Raw genomic sequence first — 15382 nt, 5'->3', positions numbered from 1 at the left:
ATGAGTGGGGCAGGCAAAACATCGGGACGATCCGTTGCCGACGAAGCGGCGACGCGCAAACGCGGACGCTCGCTGGCGGCACTCGGCTACATCCAGCCGCAGACCTATGAGGAGTTGCGCGCGGTGCTGTCGTCCGGCACCGTGCATTTCCCCAAGCGGCTGCGTCAGGTCGCCATCTTCCTGTGGCAACATCCGAGCGACGTCGCGCTCGGCACTATCGCGCAGGTGGCGGCACAGGCCGGCGTGCAGCCCTCGACGCTGGTGCGCTTCGCCCAGATCTTTGGCTATGCCGGCTTTTCCGATTTCCAGGGCCTGTTCAAGGACCATATCAAAGGGTCGTGGCCGGACGGACGCGGCGAGCAGCGGAGCGAACCCAACGCCGATCTGCATTTCCTGCACGGCATGGTCGGCGCCTCGCAGGCCTCGCTTGGCCGCGTCGAGAGCGGTTTCGACATCGGGAGTTTCGAGAAGATGGTGACGCTGCTGGCGGCCGCCGACCTGATCTATGTCATCGGCTCCAAGCGCGCCTTCCCCGTCACCACCTATCTGTCGCTGACGCTCTCGCAGCAGGGCGTGCGCAACGTGCTGGTCGACAATGTCGGCTCCACCGCGCTCGACCAGGTCGGCTGCATCGGCAGGCAGGACGCCGTTCTGGCGGTGTCCTTCAGCCCCTACAATTCGATCACGCCCGACCTCGTCGCTGTGGCGCATGAGCGCGAGGCCGGCATCGTCACCATCACCGACAGCACCTTCAGCCCGCTGATCCGGCTGTCGGACACCTGGCTGGAGGTGGTCGAATCCGACTTTGCCGGCTTCCGCTCGCTGGCAGCGTCGCTGGCCGTCGGCATGGCGCTGGTCCACGCAGTCGTCGCGCGCCGCGGCCAATGAGGCGCTGCTGGCACAATTGACTGCCGGGAATTGACGTTCCATATTTCGAAAAATAGAAACTTTGTTCCGGGATGAGGAATGGAGCTTCAGCTCAAAGGCAAGGTGGTGCTGGTCACCGGCGCGACGCAAGGCATTGGCCGAGCGATTGCCGAAACGCTTGCGCGGTCGGGCGCCGGTGGCCTGCTGGTCACCGGTCGCGAGAAGGCGCGCGGCGATGCCGTGGCAGCCGAGCTTTCGCGGCTCGGCACGCCTACGGTTTTCGTCGCCGCCGACCTCTCCGACCCCGAAGCCCCTGCCCTGCTGGCGCAAGCCTGCATCGATCGCTTCGACCGCATCGATGGCCTTGTCAACGCCGCCGGCCTGACCGACCGTGCGTCCTTCCTCGACGCCGGCCTCGATGACTGGGCAGCGCTGTTCGCCGTCAATGCGCGCGCACCATTCTTCCTCATGCAGGCGGCGATTGCCGATATGAAGAAGCGCGGCCAGGGCGGCGCCATCGTCAACATCCTATCAATCAATGCCCATTGCGGCTCGCCGGAGCTCGCCGTCTACTCCGCGACCAAGGGCGCGCTGGCCACGCTGACCAAGAATGCCGCCAACGCCCACCGCTTCGACCGCATCCGCGTCAACGGCATCAATGTCGGCTGGACCGACACACCGGCCGAACGCACCATGCAGGCCGAGACGCTCGGCAACGGTCCGGGCTGGCTCGACGCCGCCAAGGCCTCGCAGCCTTTCGGCCGCCTGTTCTCGACGAGCGATGTGGCGAACCTCGCCGTCTTCCTGCTTTCCGACGCGGCCGGACCGATGACCGGCACGCTGGTCGACCAGGAACAGTGGGTGATCGGGGCGAACCGGTGAGCGTCGCCCTCTCCCCCGAGACACTTGGGCCGGCGCTGCTCGCCCGGTTGCCTGCCGCCGTCCAGAAACCGGCCTATGACCGCGCGGCGCTCGCGCCCGGCATGGCGCACCTCGGCGTCGGCGCCTTCCACCGCTGCCACCAGGCCGAATACACCGACGATCTGCTGGCCAGCCATTTCGACCGCTGGGGCGTCATCGGCATCAACATCAGGCCACCAAGCCTTGACGACACACTTGGCCGGCAAGGCTGTCTCTACACGCGGTTGATCCGCGAGAACGGCCATGTCGAGGCGCGCGTCATCGGCAGCATCATAGCGGTCGTCGACAGCCAGGCGAGTGCCGCACCCGCGCTCGATGTGCTGTCCTCCTCCGACATCGAGCTGGTGACGATGACGGTGACCGAGAAAGGCTATTGCCACATCCCGTCCAGCGGCGAACTCGATCTCGACCATCCCGACATTGTCCACGACCTCGCCAGCCCCGGGATGCCGCGCAGTGTGCCCGGCCTGTTGGCGCGGGCGCTGGAATTGCGCCGGGCGACACATGGCCGGCCGCTGACGCTGCTCTCCTGCGACAACATCCCGGCCAATGGCATTATCCTGGCCAATGTCGTGCAGGCTTTTGCCGAACGGCGCGGCAACGGCCTTGCCGACTGGATCTCGGCCAACGCCGCCTTCCCGTCGGCCATGGTCGACCGCATCGCGCCGGCGGTCACGCTAGCCGACCTCGACAGCGTCGAGCAGCGTTTCGGCTACCGAGATGCCGCGGTCGTCGTCGGCGAGCCGTTCCAGCAGTGGGTGATCGAGCAGAAATTCGCCGGCCGCGTGCCGCGCTGGGATCGGGTCGGCACCAGCTTCGTCGACGACGTCACGCCGTTCGAACATCTCAAGATGCGGGTGCTCAACGGCGCCCAGACGACGCTTGCCACGCTCGGCGTGCTGGCCGGCCTCGAACACACATTCGATGCCATCGCCGACCCGCTGCTGTTGGCCTTTGTGCAACGCATGCTTGTCGAAGAGACGCTGCCGACGCTGCTGCCGGTGCCGGGCATGGAACCGCTGGCCTATGTCGCGCAGAGCCTCGGCCGGCTGCGCAACATCGCGATCCGCCACCGCAACCACCAGATTGCCACCGACGGTTCGCAAAAGATCGTCCAGCGCCTGCTCAACCCGATCCGCGACCGCCTGAGCCAGGGCCAAAGCATCGCGCTGCTGGCGCTCCCGGTCGCCGGCTGGATGGCCTATCTGATCCAGGCCTCGGCACGGTTCGGCAAACGCTGGCCGGTGTCGGACCCCTATGCCGGCAAGGTCGCCGACATATCGGACGCAACCGGCCGCGATCCACAGGCACTGGTGGCCGGCATCCTTGCCATCGACACGATTTTCGAGCCCGGCCTTGCCGCGAACGATGCGTTCCGCAGGTCCGTCACATCAACGCTCGGCGAGCTGCTGTCGGACGATCCGATGGCCGCCGTCAGGCACAGTCTGGAACAGGCGAGGCGGTACGGTTGAAGCGGCCCGCACAATCGGCATAGTGGAAGTCGGTCATGAAGCCACGACGAGAGCAATTCCAGGAAAAGTGTGAAACGGCTTTCCGCCCGGAATTGCGTCAAAAACAAAGGGATAGAACGGTTCCTCGTTCCGTGAAACGATGAACTGTTCAGGGGAGGCATGATGAAACTTGGACTGCTCACCGCACCCTTCGCGGAGACGCCGCTTGGCGAGGTCGCCGGCTGGGCAAGCTCCGCCGGCTTCGAGGCGCTGGAAATCGCCTGCTGGCCGAAATCGTCGGGCGCCAGCCGCCGCTATGCCGGCACCAGCCACATCGACGCCGCCTCGACTTCCGCCGCGCAGGCCAGGGAGATCGTCGCCTCGCTGGCGGAGAAGAACCTCTCGGTCTCGGGCCTCGGCTACTATCCCAACCCGCTGCACCCCGACGCCACCCACCGCGAGGCTGTCATCGGCCATCTGAAGAGGGTGATCGTGCTGGCCGCCAATATGGGCGTAACTGTCGTCAACACTTTCTGCGGTGGCGATGCCGCCAAGACCGTCGACGTCAACTGGCAGGAGGCGCTCAAGGTCTGGCCCGAAATCGTTGCCCATGCGCGCGGCCATGGCGTCAAGCTCGCCTTCGAGAACTGCCCGATGATCTTCAGCTATGACGAGTGGCCGGGCGGGCACAACATCGGCTATTCGCCGCAGGTCTGGCGCCGCATCCTGGAAGCCTGGGGCGGCGATGTCGGCATGAATTTCGACCCCTCGCATCTGGTCTGGCAGATGATCGACCAGGCCCGCTTCATCCGGGAATTCGGCCCCTACATGCTGCATGCCCACGCCAAGGACCTGATGATTGATCATGATGGACTCTACGAGCGCGGAATCCTCTCGGCTGGCATAGGCTGGCAGGTGCCGCGCATGCCGGGGCTCGGCGATGTCGACTGGAGCGGCTTCTTCTCCGGCCTCTACCGGGCCGGCTATGACGGACCCATCATCATCGAACACGAAGACAGGCGATTTGAAGGCAGCGACGATCAGGTGAAGCGGGGCTTTCTGCTTGCCCGCGACGTGCTGCGTCCGTTCGTGAAATGACGGCGCAAATGCGTGTCGCCCAAAGCGCGGAGGAGCGATTTTGGGACAATGACATGCGTGGAACAAGCACAAGAACTTAAGGCGCGCCGCCTGAATCTCTTTCTACGCGACGCGGTTTAACGCCTTGGAACTGAACTGAAAAACAATGTGGAGGAAGTCTGAAATGAAGAAATATCTGACCATGGTCCCGCTGCTTGCCGGCGCGGCCTTCCTGGCCTCGATGGGCGCCTCGTCCGCCGCGGGCAAATACACCATAGGCATCTCCAACACCGTGCAGGGCAATGGCTGGCGCGAGGAGATGGTCTGCGCCATGAAGGCGCAGGCGCTGGCTTCCGGCGAGGTGGCCAAGCTCAACATCGCCCACCGCAACACGGATGCCGCCGGCCAGCTGGAAGACATCCGCAACCTGATCAGCGCCAAGGTCGACGCCATCGTCGTCAACCCGGCCGATCCGGCCGGCATCAAGGCGGGCCTCGAGGAAGCCACAAAGGCCGGCATCGTCGTCGTTGCCGTCGACCAGGCGGTCACCGAACCGTCGGCCTACATCATCTCCAACAACCAGGAGCAGTACGCCTATCTCGGCGCCAAATGGCTGTTCGGCCAGATGGGCGGCAAGGGCGAGGTGTTCTACATGCGCGGTGCCGCCGGCGCGTCCGCCGACAGCGACCGCGACAAGGGTTTCAAGAAGGCGCTAGCTGAATTCCCCGACGTGAAGGTCGCACAGGAAGTCTTCACCGGTTGGCAGCAGGACCAGGCCAAGCAGCAGATCCTTTCCTTCCTCTCGACGGGAACGCCGATCCACGGCATCTGGACCTCCGGCATCGACAATGTCATCGTCGACGCGCTCGTCGAGTCGCAGGCGCCGCTGGTGCCGATCGTCGGCGCCGACAATGCCGGCTTCGTCGGCCAGTTGAGCTCGGTCAAGGGTCTCGTCGGCGCCGCGGTCACCAACCCCGGCTCGATCGGCGGCGCTGGCGTGACGCTGGCGCTGCAGATCCTCGACGGCAAGAAGCCGGCGCAGCAGACCGTGCTGGTCGAGCCGCAGCTGTGGGAGAACGCCACCGACGAGGGCAAAGCCAAGCTGAAGGCCGCAGCCGATCCGTCGCTGAGCCCCGAATGGCCGGTCTCGATCTCGATCCCGGACTGGACCACCTACACCAAGGACCAGATCGTCGCCTGCAAGGGCCCTGGCGAGTAAATCTGGGCTTTCGCTAACGGCGGTCGGTCGGCGCCGCTCCTCACCTGCCTGCCGGCATCCTCTCCCCGTATAGAGACGGGGAGAGGGACGTGGTCGCCGGCGTTGCGGACAGTGAGGGGCGGCGCTGACATTCGCAGTGATCCGAGCACGCAACCCGAGAACCACACGATTTGACCAGCAACCCGCTCCTCGACGCCACCGCCGTCGCCAAGAACTACGGCGCGGTCGCCGCGCTGCGCAACGCATCGCTTTCGGTGCTGCCGGGAGAGGTGCACGCGCTGATGGGTGCCAACGGCGCCGGCAAGTCGACGCTGGTGAAGATCCTGACCGGCGCTATTCCTGCCAATGCCGGGCGTATCCTGATCCGTGGCGAGGCCCGCGACATACGCTCGCCCGCCGCCGCCCGCCGCGCCGGCCTTTTGCCCGTTTACCAGGAGCCGTCGCTGATCCCCGATCTCGACGTGCTGTCCAATCTCAGGCTGACCGGCACGCCGGTCGAGCCGTTCCGCGCCTGGGTGCGCGAACTCGGCATTCCCGATCTCGATATCCGCGACACCGCCCGCGACATTCCGCTGGCCGTGCTGCGCGTGCTCGATCTGGCGCGTGCGCTGGCCGTCGAGCCCGACGTGCTGCTGCTCGACGAGATGACGGCGGCGCTGCCCGCCAACCTTGCCGAAAAGGTGCTGGAAGTCGTGCGCCGCCAGGGTGACAGCGGCCGCGCGGTGATCTTCATCTCCCACCGCTTCGTCGAGATCTCGGCGCTGTGCGACCGCGCCACCGTGCTGCGCGACGGCGAGACCGTCGGCGTCGTCGACATCGTGCCCGGCGTCGAGGAAAAGATCGTCGAGCTGATGCTCGGCACCCGCATCGTCAAGACCCATGTCGCCGCCCACAACGCCAGCCAGAAGGCCGCAGTCGTCTCTGCCCGCCCAAGGCTCTCCGTGCGCAACCTGCGCGTCGGAACCAAGCTCAACGATGTCTCCTTCGATCTCGCCGATGGCGAGGTCGCCGGCGTCATCGCGCTTGAGGGTCAGGGCCAGGACGAGCTGTTCGCCGCCCTGGCCGGCTCGATCCGTCCATCCGGCGGCGCAATAGAGGTCGACGGCCAGCCGGCGAAATTCTCCCACCCGATCGACGCCATCCGCGCCGGCCTCGCCTATGTGCCGGGCGACCGCGCCGAGGCGCTGGCCATGCAGCGCTCGGTGCGCGAGAACATTGCGCTGCCCTTCAGCGCCGCTTTGCGCAACTGGGGGCCAATAGCCATGCGCCAGGAGCGCGCCAAGGTGGTCAGCGCCATCGAACGGCTGCAGATCGACACCCGCGCGCAAGGGGAAGTGCAGCGCCTGTCCGGCGGCAACCAGCAGAAGGTGACCATCGCCCGCTGGATCGCCGCCGACACACGGACCCTGCTGTGCTTCGACCCGACGCGCGGCATCGATGTCGGCACCAAGCAGGAGATCTACAAACTGCTGCGAGAGGTCGCCGGCCACGGCAAGTCGGTGCTGTTCTACACCTCCGAACTGGAGGAGGTGCAGCGTGTCTGCGACCGCGTCATCGTGATCTTCGGCGGCCGCGTCGTCGACATCTTCCCGGTCGAGGAGGCCGACGAGCCAGCGCTGATGCGCGCCGCCTACGGCCTGCCGCGCGGCGCCAAGGCCGACATCGGCATTTTGGCCGACCCCCACTCTTCTTCCCCGGAGAGCGCGAGTTCCTCAGAACCGAACACGCCGGGGGCGACGCCATGAGCCATTTCCTGCGCCGCCAGGGCTGGGTCGCCGGCCTGTTCGTCCTCTTCATCGTCCTGTTCATCATCACAAAACTGATCCAGCCGGCCTATGGCAGCGGCGATTTCGGCTCGCTCGTGCGCGCCGTGCTGCCTTACGCCTTTGCGGTCGCCGCCCAGACCATCGTCGTCATCGCCGGCGGCATCGACCTGTCGGTCGCCGCCATGATGGCGCTGACCAGCGTCACCGCCGCCTCGATGATGTCAGGCGCCAGCGAAGAATACGCGCTGTTCGTGGTGCCCTTCGTGCTCGCCATGGGTTTCGTGCTCGGCGCCATCAACGGAATGCTGATCGTCGTCACCCGCGTGCCCGACATCGTCGTCACACTGGCCACTTTGTTCGTGCTGCAAGGCGCTGCCCTCTTGGTGCTCGATGCGCCAGGCGGTGCCGCGGCCGAATGGCTGAAGGCGCTGATCTCAGGCACGGTGCCGATACCCGGCCTGCCCGACGGCATCGATGCCTGGCTGCCCAAGGCTTTGCTGCTGCTCATCGTCTGCCTCTGCATCATCTGGATACCGCTCAGGCGCTCACGCCTCGGCCTCTCCATCTATGCGATCGGCTCGAGCGAGCTGGCGGCGTTCCGCAGTGGCGTGCCGGTGGCGCGCACCCGCATCATCGCCTATGCGCTGTCGGGCCTGTTCGCCGCTTTTGGCGGGCTGGCGCTGACCATGAGCACCGGCATCGGCGCCCCCATTCCCGGCCCCTATCTGCTGGCCAGCGTCGCGGCGGTGGTTCTCGGCGGCGTCGCACTCGGCGGCGGCAAGGGCGGCCTCCTCGGCCCCATCGTCGCCGTCTTCGTGCTGCGGCTGGTGCGCACCGACCTGACGCTGCTTGCCATCGACCCCAACGTCACCGCCATCGTCGAAGGCGCCATCATGGTTGCCGTGGTGATGTTCGGCGCCTTCATCACCATGCGGAGCCGGCAGTCATGAGCGGGCATGAAATGGGGCGTCGTGGAGCACTATCCCCTCCCGTCAACCGAACCAACATCGGGCGAAACCAATCGCGAGCACGAGCGTCATGAGCACAACCGCGATCTCTCCCCAACCTGTCCCCTTCGGCCGCCGCGTAAAGCGCTTTATGGCCGACCGCCCGCTGATCCCGCTGATCATCCTGCTCGTCATCCTGGTGGTGATCCTGGAGGTCCTCCGCCCCGGCATCGTCAACGAGCGCTGGATCGCCAACACCATCAAATTCGCCATTCCCTTGGCGATCCTCGCCGGCTGCCAGACCATGACCATGCTGACCGGCGGCATCGACCTCTCGATTGGCACAGTGGCGACGATGAGCGCCTTCATCATGGCCACGCAAATCGTCAACCAGGATCCGGCGGTCGCCTTCTTGCTGGCAATGATGCCGGCGGTCCTGATCGGCCTCGTAAACGGCATCGGAGTCGGCGTCTTCCGCGTCCATCCGCTGATCATGACGCTGGGCACCAGCCTGATCGGCACCGGCTGCCTGCAGGTCTACCAGCGCACAGTGATCGCGTCGGGCGCCAAAATTCCCGACTTCCTCGCCTGGCTCGGCACCGGCCTGACATATGGCGTGCCCAACGCCCTGCTGCTGTTCGTGCCGCTGGCCGCGCTCATCGTCTTCACGCTCAGCCGCACCGGCTTCGGCCGCCTGCTCTACGCCGTCGGCGACAATGAGCGCGCGACCCGCCTCTCCGGCGTGCGATACTGGCAGGTCATCACGGCGCTCTACGTCATCTCGAGCGTGCTCGCCGGCATCACCGGCCTGCTCTATATCGGCCTGATCAAGGCCCCCTCCCTGTCGCTCGCCGAACCGCTGGTGCTGCCTTCGGTGGCGGCAGCCGTGATCGGCGGCACCTCGATCTTCGGCGGCCGCGGCGGTTACACCGGCACCATCATCGGCGCCCTGATCCTCACAGTGCTGACGACGCTGCTGACCATCCTGCAAATGCCGGAAGGGGCCAGGCGGATCTTGTTCGGGCTGATCGTGCTGTTCGTGACGGCGGCGTATTTGCGGATTGTGGAGGAGCGGTAGGGGGTGGCCGCGGAACCGAATGTCCGTTTCGCACCTCGTTTCGGCCACAGAGGCAACAGGCAGGCTTGCGCCGACAACGGTCGCTGTCCCCGGCATTCTCGAACAGCCATTCTCCGTCCCGAAAGAAGACCTTCCTTCTAGCCTTGGGCCCGCATCGGAAGCCGACGGTCGCAGTATACAGCTGGATATGAGGCAGCACGTGCGCCGACAGGCCAGCGAGTTTCGATGCATCGAAAGATTCTGCGAAACCTATCTGAAATATAGTATCTATAGCAGACATCGTATTGCACTTTTCGCAAGTATATTGTGCACAATGGTCGACTGGATTAGCCCGCGTTGGGCGCAGCTACAAAGAGATACAAGAGTGACCCCAATCGGAACTCGTGCGTTTGTTGCTGTTTCAAGAGGCGAAAAGGGGACGCTGGGATCGGCCTAAGCTAGGAAGATTCCAGCTTGCGGCCCGACTAATTTGCTGACATATTTATCTGTTTCCGAGTTTTGCACTATGGCAATTGGGGCTTAAAGATGGCTAAGGAATCTGCGAGTGCCGCTTCTCCAGCAGTTAAAGCGGACGTAAATCTGATGGGTAATGCAGAGGGAAACGGGCTGAACTTCATGGCGGCCCAGGCTCGCGAGGGCGGAGGCTCCGGCGACGCGGTAGGTGTCGACAAGATACGCGATCTGCTGTTCGGCAACCAGATGCAGGACTATGACCGCCGTTTTTCCAAGCTTGAAGAACGGTTCTTGCAGCGCTTCAAGGATGTCGAATCCGAGGCCAAGCGCAATCTCGAAATGTACGAGTCAAATGCAAAGAAGCAGGTCGAATCGCTTGCGGCGCAATTGCGGAACGAAAAAGACGCACGAGCCGAGGCCGACAAGGAGATTGACCGGAATCTTCGCGAGCAAAATCAGGCACTTGAAAAGCAGGTGCGAGCGTTGTCGGATCAATTGAGCGAGCTTGAGCGCGACGTTGCGGATCGGATGAATCGAAATGATCATTCGCTGCGTGAGGAAATCAAGCAAAAGAATGAAACAGTTCAGATGATCATGGAGAAAATGTTCTCCGATCTCAGCAACGTCAAGACCGACCGGAATCTTTTGGCTGGCCTGTTTGTCGAGGTTGCAAAATGTCTGAATCAGGATCCCGTCGGTAACAAGAACAACTCGGAACGCAGCTGGAAAGTGAGTTGATCGGAATTTGACGTCAACCGTCGACCCAGTCAACCTTCCTCAAAGTACAGCCTCGAACGATACCGAGATTGATCGCGAGGCTCTGGCTAGGCTGTTGGTCGAAATTGCCCGGAACGTCGATCCGGACAATCATGCGCATTTCGACGTTCCAGCCGCCGATCATCGCATGGACGCACTTCGCGAGCTGCTGGTCGGCCGCGAAATTACTGAGCTTTCACGCGTTACGCACCTGCTCGACGAACCCGAGCAGCTTGCGGCCGCAGTGGGGGACGTTCTCCCCAGCGCAGCCGCATCGGCGTCTCATGCGCAACTCGGCGAGGCCTTTGCGCCAGTTGTCGAGCGGGCCGTGCGACGGTCCATCCAGAAGAACCCGCGCACGCTGACGGATATATTATACCCGGTGTTTCTGCCGGCTATTCGCAAGTCGATCGGCGAAAAGATCGACCAGACCTTTCAGTCGCTGAATGAATCCTTAAGACATATATTTACCTGGCATGGACTTAAGTGGAGGCTCGAAGCCTGGAGGACAGGAACGAGCTTCTCAGAAGTTGTCCTTAAGCATTCCCTCTCCTATCAGGTAGAGCATGTCTTTCTCATTAACCGCAATTCGGGGCTTTTGATTACACATGTAGCCGCCGAAAATGCAACGAGCGAAGACCCTCAACTAATCTCTTCGATGCTTAGTGCGATTCAAGATTTTGTGAAAGACTCATTCAACGAGAAAGAACAGAGCGGACTGGACACTATCCGTTTCGGGGAGCTTCGTCTCTGGTCCGAAGTTGGACCGTTTGCGACCTTGGTTGCGGTGATCCGCGGAAACCCGCCAGAGGAATTACATGAAATAATTCGCGATGTACTGCTTCGCATCCACGATGAGAGCTCAGAAGCTCTAGAACAGTTTGACGGCGACAGTTCGCAGTTGGCCGGCGTAGAGGCGCAGCTACAGACCTGTGTTGAACTGAAGCACGAGGATTCAAACGAGGGATTTCCGTGGCTGGTGGTGGCTGCAGTCCTGCTGGTTTTGGTACCGGCAGGCGGTTGGTTCTTTCTTTCCTGGCAAGCCGGGCAGCGCTGGCAGGCCTATGTATCGCGACTGGAGACCCAGCCGGGCATCATCGTTGCGGAACACCAGATGCGCGGCGGCCAATTCTATATCGCCGGCCTGAGAGACCCGCTTGCCGCCGACCCGCGGTCGCTGTTGTCCGGAACGCAGGTCGATCCCGCTCGCGTTCATTCGCAGTGGCAATTCTATCAGAGCCTTGAGCCGGAGTTCGTGTTGAGGCGGCTGACGGCGTCGCTGGCCCCGCCGGATACAGTACGACTTTCGATCGTCAATGATCGCATCGTTGCCGAGGGTGAGGCTCCCGACACGTGGATCGACCGGGCGCGGGGCGCCGCCCAACAACTTTCGGCAGGCGGGCCGGTCTTCGATATCTCCAAGGTTCGTGATGTTAGCCCCGAAGCACGCGAGGCGGAGCGCTGGCAGGCCTATGTGTCGCGACTGGGGACCCAACCGGGCATCATCGTTGCCGAACAGAAGATACGCGATGGCCAATTCTATATTGCCGGCCTGAAAGACCCGCTTGCCGCCGACCCGCAGTCGCTGCTGTCCGGAACGCAGGTCGATCCCGCCCGGGTTCATTCGCAGTGGCAATTCTATCAGAGCCTTGAGCCGGAGTTCGTGTTGAGGCGGCTGACGGCGTCGCTGACTCCGCCGGATACAGTACGACTTTCGATCGTCAATGATCGCATCGTTGCCGAGGGTGAGGCTCCCGACACGTGGATCAACCGGGCGCAGGCCGCCGCCCAGCAGCTTTCGGCAGGCGGGCCGGTCTTCGATATCTCCAGGGTTCGTGATGTTAGCCCCGAAGCACGCGAGGCGGAGCGCTGGCAGGCCTATGTGTCGCGACTGGAGACCCAGCCGGGCATCATCGTTGCAGAACAGAAGATACGCGACGGCCAATTCTATATTGCCGGCCTGAGAGACCCGCTTGGCGTCGACCCGCAGTCGCTGTTGTCCGGAACGCAGGTCGATCCCGCCCGGGTTCATTCGCAGTGGCAATTCTATCAGAGCCTTGAGCCGGAGTTCGTGTTGAAGCGGCTGACGGCGTCGCTTTATCCGCCGGATACAGTACGATTTTCGATCGTCAATGATCGCATCGTTGCCGAGGGTGAGGCTCCCGACACCTGGATAGATCGGGCGCGCGCAGCGGCCCGGCAGCTTTCGGCAGGCGGACCGGAATTCGACATCTCCAAGGTTCATGATGTGAGCCCCGAAGCACGCGCAGCGGAGCACTGGCAGTACTATGTGTCGCGACTTGAGGCCCAATCGGGAATCATCGTCGCCCAACAAACGACGAGGGGCGGACATTTCTACATTTCCGGCCTGAGAGACCCACTTGCCGCCGACCCGCAGTCGCTGTTGTCCGGAACGCAGGTCGATCCCGCCCGCGTTCATTCACAGTGGCAATTCTATCAGAGTCTTGATCCTAAGTTCGTGGTGAAGCGGCTGACGGCGTCGCTGACCCCGCCAAAATCGGTCAGGCTTTCGATCATCCAGGATCGCATCGTTATCGTAGGTGAGGCTCCTGCCGGCTGGATCAACCGGGCGCGGGCTGCCGCCGAAGAACTTTCGGCGGACGGAGTGGTTCTGGATGTCTCGCAGCTGCGTGAGCTGGACCTTGCTGAACTTAATCAATTGAGAGAGGCCATCCAGGCGACCGATATTTTCTTCAATTCCGGCAAAGTAGTGCCGGGACCAGAACAGACGCCGGTTCTCGACAGATTGGCGGATCAACTAAAGGAATTCGCCCAAAATGCCCGCAAGTCAGGCGTAACGGCGCGGTTCATGTTGACCGGCCATTCCGACGGCACGGGTCGTGAGACGGCCAACGCGTCAATCAGCGCCGCCCGCGCCGAGACAGTTCGTGCGCTTCTCAACAAGCGCGGCGTCGCTCCGGAGCTGCTGCAGGTTCGGGGCGCGGGCACCTTTGAGCCGGCGGTGCCTGAAAATAGTCAAACTGGGAGCTCCACCAATCGCCGGGTTTCGGTTACGGTAAACCTGGACTAGGGCGGGGCCTGGGATGCTGCAAAAAAAGATCTGCATGTTGGGCGGGTTCGCTGTCGGAAAGACGAGCCTGGTGCGCAGGTTTGTGCAAAGCATCTTTTCAGAAACCTACTTGACCACGGTGGGGGTGAAAATCGACAAGAAGAGTGTGGTACTCCCGGATAAGACCGTGGATCTGATTTTGTGGGATTTGGCCGGCGAAGACGATATCGGCTCATTCCGCGTCAGCTATGTGCGAGGTGCGACCGGTCTCGTGCTTGTCGTCGATGGAACTCGCGCCGCTACCCTTGCCGTGGCGCTCACGCTGCGCGAGCGGGTCGAGGCCGAATTCGGACCTATGCCGTTCGTGTTGCTGTTCAACAAATCCGATCTGGCCGATCGGTGGGCAATACCGGATAGTGAGATTGACGGACTGAGGCAACTTGGATGGCAAATCTATCTGACAAGCGCGCTTTCGGGTGAATGTGTCGATGATGCGTTTCGTCAGCTTGCTTCGATGGTCACCGAATAGACCATGCATGGATTGCCAAGAGAAGTCAGAAGCTGGATTTTCAACTTCTTCTACCGTGAGCACTCTGTCGCATATCTGAAAATTGACGCGGAGCTTTGCATCGCTGCGAAGGGCGGCAACCTTAAACACTACGGGCTCTCATCACTTCGCATTGGCAAACCAGTTAGCGACCAGCTTGAATTCATGGAAGGCTTGCTGCCTTGCCCGGAGCTTCCATTTCATATGGCCATGGTCGAACTACCCGGCGGGCGTGTCGCGGACCTTCATCTTTTTGCTGACGATGACTGCGTGTGGCTGCTCGTTCTTGACGCCACCGCCGAGCGCGACAACAGGCAGCGGCTTCAACAGAAGGCTTATGAAATGACGCTCCTGCAAGAGAGGGAGCGTCAACTCAACGAGAAATTACGATCGACGAACGAGGCGTTGAGGGAGAGTCAGGAGGGATTGTCGCGTGAATACCAGCGCGCCGAAACCCTGCTCCTCAACATTCTTCCGGCGTCGATCGCGGAGCGGCTAAAGGCGCACGAACAGATTGCGGACAACCACGCCGAGGTGAGTGTGCTTTTTGCCGACATCGTCGGTTTTACGGAAAGAGCGCGAAGCGTCGGAGCCGTGACGACGCTCGCTATCTTGAATTACTTCTTCAAGGTGGCGGATCAGCTCTCGGAACGATATGGCTGCGAAAAGATCAAGACAATCGGCGATTGTGTGATGGTGGTCGCCGGCCTGCCCGCCGCGCGATCCGATCATGCGGAAGCCCTTGCGCACTATGCACTTGAACTGCGCGAGGCGGGTCGGCGCGAACGCTTCGCAGGAGAACCGCTAAGACTGAGAATTGGAATTCACTCAGGACCGATCGTCGCCGGCGTCATAGGCAAAAAGCGGTTTGCCTATGACCTGTGGGGCGACACCGTCAATCTCGCCTCACGGATTCAAACGTCCGCCGAGCCCGATGAAATCCGTATTTCGGATGCAACTCACACACTGCTTGGACCAGATTTCGCTTGCGACCCACTCGAGGAAACGGAATTGCGGGGTACAGGTCGTGTGCGAATGTGGCGGCTCCGGGCCTGATTTGCCGCTTGGCAGTGCCGACCTGGAGCGCATCGCATCTCGTCAAACATCATCGTTTCGAATGTCCGCAGGGGTGCGCGAAGCAGTCGACCACCGAGCGACCGCCAAAGGTCTGCCTGGGTCAACTCAGGACATCGGATCCTGAGATCTAGAGCGGGATGAGCTTTATAGGAGTCGTAGGATTCCCAAATCATCGCGGTTCTGATTCAACAT

Annotated in this window: 12 protein-coding genes; all 12 read left to right on the top strand. The window is 62.5% G+C overall.

What is annotated here, in order from left to right; translation table 11 throughout:
* A complete protein-coding gene (locus AC07FD_RS36675) occupies positions 1–888 on the top strand; it encodes a MurR/RpiR family transcriptional regulator (protein ID WP_478353798.1) in 888 nt (295 codons plus the stop codon).
* A 78-nt stretch (positions 889–966) separates the two neighbouring features.
* Complete coding sequence (locus AC07FD_RS36670; RefSeq protein ID WP_478353797.1) at positions 967–1749, top strand: SDR family oxidoreductase; 783 nt, start codon at positions 967–969, stop codon at positions 1747–1749.
* Positions 1746–3260, top strand: a complete 1515-nt coding sequence (locus AC07FD_RS36665; protein ID WP_478353796.1) for a mannitol dehydrogenase family protein — start codon at positions 1746–1748, stop codon at positions 3258–3260. The genes AC07FD_RS36670 and AC07FD_RS36665 overlap by 4 nt, the downstream gene beginning before the upstream one ends.
* A gap of 162 nt (positions 3261–3422) precedes the next feature.
* The gene (locus AC07FD_RS36660; RefSeq protein ID WP_478353795.1) at positions 3423–4337 is read left to right on the top strand and encodes a sugar phosphate isomerase/epimerase family protein; all 915 of its coding nucleotides are present in this window, start codon (positions 3423–3425) and stop codon (positions 4335–4337) included.
* Positions 4338–4500: 163 nt separating this feature from the next.
* Positions 4501–5535 carry an ABC transporter substrate-binding protein gene (locus AC07FD_RS36655; protein WP_478353794.1) on the top strand — a complete coding sequence of 345 codons (1035 nt, stop codon included), beginning with the start codon at positions 4501–4503 and terminating at the stop codon, positions 5533–5535.
* Between the two features lie 170 nt (positions 5536–5705).
* Entirely contained in the window at positions 5706–7280 is a 1575-nt protein-coding gene (locus AC07FD_RS36650; RefSeq protein ID WP_478353793.1) for a sugar ABC transporter ATP-binding protein, read from the top strand.
* Positions 7277–8251: an ABC transporter permease gene (locus AC07FD_RS36645; protein WP_478353792.1), complete on the top strand. Its 975-nt coding sequence runs from the start codon at positions 7277–7279 to the stop codon at positions 8249–8251. The genes AC07FD_RS36650 and AC07FD_RS36645 overlap by 4 nt, the downstream gene beginning before the upstream one ends.
* 88 nt (positions 8252–8339) lie before the next feature.
* Positions 8340–9326: an ABC transporter permease gene (locus tag AC07FD_RS36640; RefSeq protein ID WP_478353791.1), complete on the top strand. Its 987-nt coding sequence runs from the start codon at positions 8340–8342 to the stop codon at positions 9324–9326.
* A gap of 525 nt (positions 9327–9851) precedes the next feature.
* On the top strand, positions 9852–10517 hold the full coding sequence (locus tag AC07FD_RS36635) for a hypothetical protein (RefSeq protein ID WP_478353790.1): 666 nt from the start codon (positions 9852–9854) through the stop codon (positions 10515–10517).
* A 94-nt stretch (positions 10518–10611) separates the two neighbouring features.
* Positions 10612–13587 carry an OmpA family protein gene (locus tag AC07FD_RS36630; RefSeq protein WP_478353789.1) on the top strand — a complete coding sequence of 992 codons (2976 nt, stop codon included), beginning with the start codon at positions 10612–10614 and terminating at the stop codon, positions 13585–13587.
* A gap of 13 nt (positions 13588–13600) precedes the next feature.
* The gene (locus tag AC07FD_RS36625; RefSeq protein ID WP_095091295.1) at positions 13601–14095 is read left to right on the top strand and encodes a Rab family GTPase; all 495 of its coding nucleotides are present in this window, start codon (positions 13601–13603) and stop codon (positions 14093–14095) included.
* Positions 14096–14098: 3 nt separating this feature from the next.
* Complete coding sequence (locus AC07FD_RS36620; RefSeq protein ID WP_478353788.1) at positions 14099–15169, top strand: adenylate/guanylate cyclase domain-containing protein; 1071 nt, start codon at positions 14099–14101, stop codon at positions 15167–15169.
* Positions 15170–15382 lie beyond the last annotated feature (213 nt).

It is taken from the genome of Mesorhizobium waitakense (assembly GCF_056431085.1).
The sequence above is the reverse complement of the archived record's forward strand: the minus strand, read 5'-3'. Positions and strand labels throughout refer to the sequence as shown.

Excerpts from the sequence above, each read along its gene's own strand:
- AC07FD_RS36675 (WP_478353798.1), top strand. The coding sequence starts at position 1 with ATGAGTGGGGCAGGCAAAACATCGGGACGATCCGTTGCCGACGAAGCG.
- AC07FD_RS36670 (WP_478353797.1), top strand. The coding sequence starts at position 967 with ATGGAGCTTCAGCTCAAAGGCAAGGTGGTGCTGGTCACCGGCGCGACG.
- AC07FD_RS36660 (WP_478353795.1), top strand. The coding sequence starts at position 3,423 with ATGAAACTTGGACTGCTCACCGCACCCTTCGCGGAGACGCCGCTTGGC.
- AC07FD_RS36655 (WP_478353794.1), top strand. The coding sequence starts at position 4,501 with ATGAAGAAATATCTGACCATGGTCCCGCTGCTTGCCGGCGCGGCCTTC.
- AC07FD_RS36645 (WP_478353792.1), top strand. The coding sequence starts at position 7,277 with ATGAGCCATTTCCTGCGCCGCCAGGGCTGGGTCGCCGGCCTGTTCGTC.
- AC07FD_RS36640 (WP_478353791.1), top strand. The coding sequence starts at position 8,340 with ATGAGCACAACCGCGATCTCTCCCCAACCTGTCCCCTTCGGCCGCCGC.
- AC07FD_RS36635 (WP_478353790.1), top strand. The coding sequence starts at position 9,852 with ATGGCTAAGGAATCTGCGAGTGCCGCTTCTCCAGCAGTTAAAGCGGAC.
- AC07FD_RS36625 (WP_095091295.1), top strand. The coding sequence starts at position 13,601 with ATGCTGCAAAAAAAGATCTGCATGTTGGGCGGGTTCGCTGTCGGAAAG.
- AC07FD_RS36620 (WP_478353788.1), top strand. The coding sequence starts at position 14,099 with ATGCATGGATTGCCAAGAGAAGTCAGAAGCTGGATTTTCAACTTCTTC.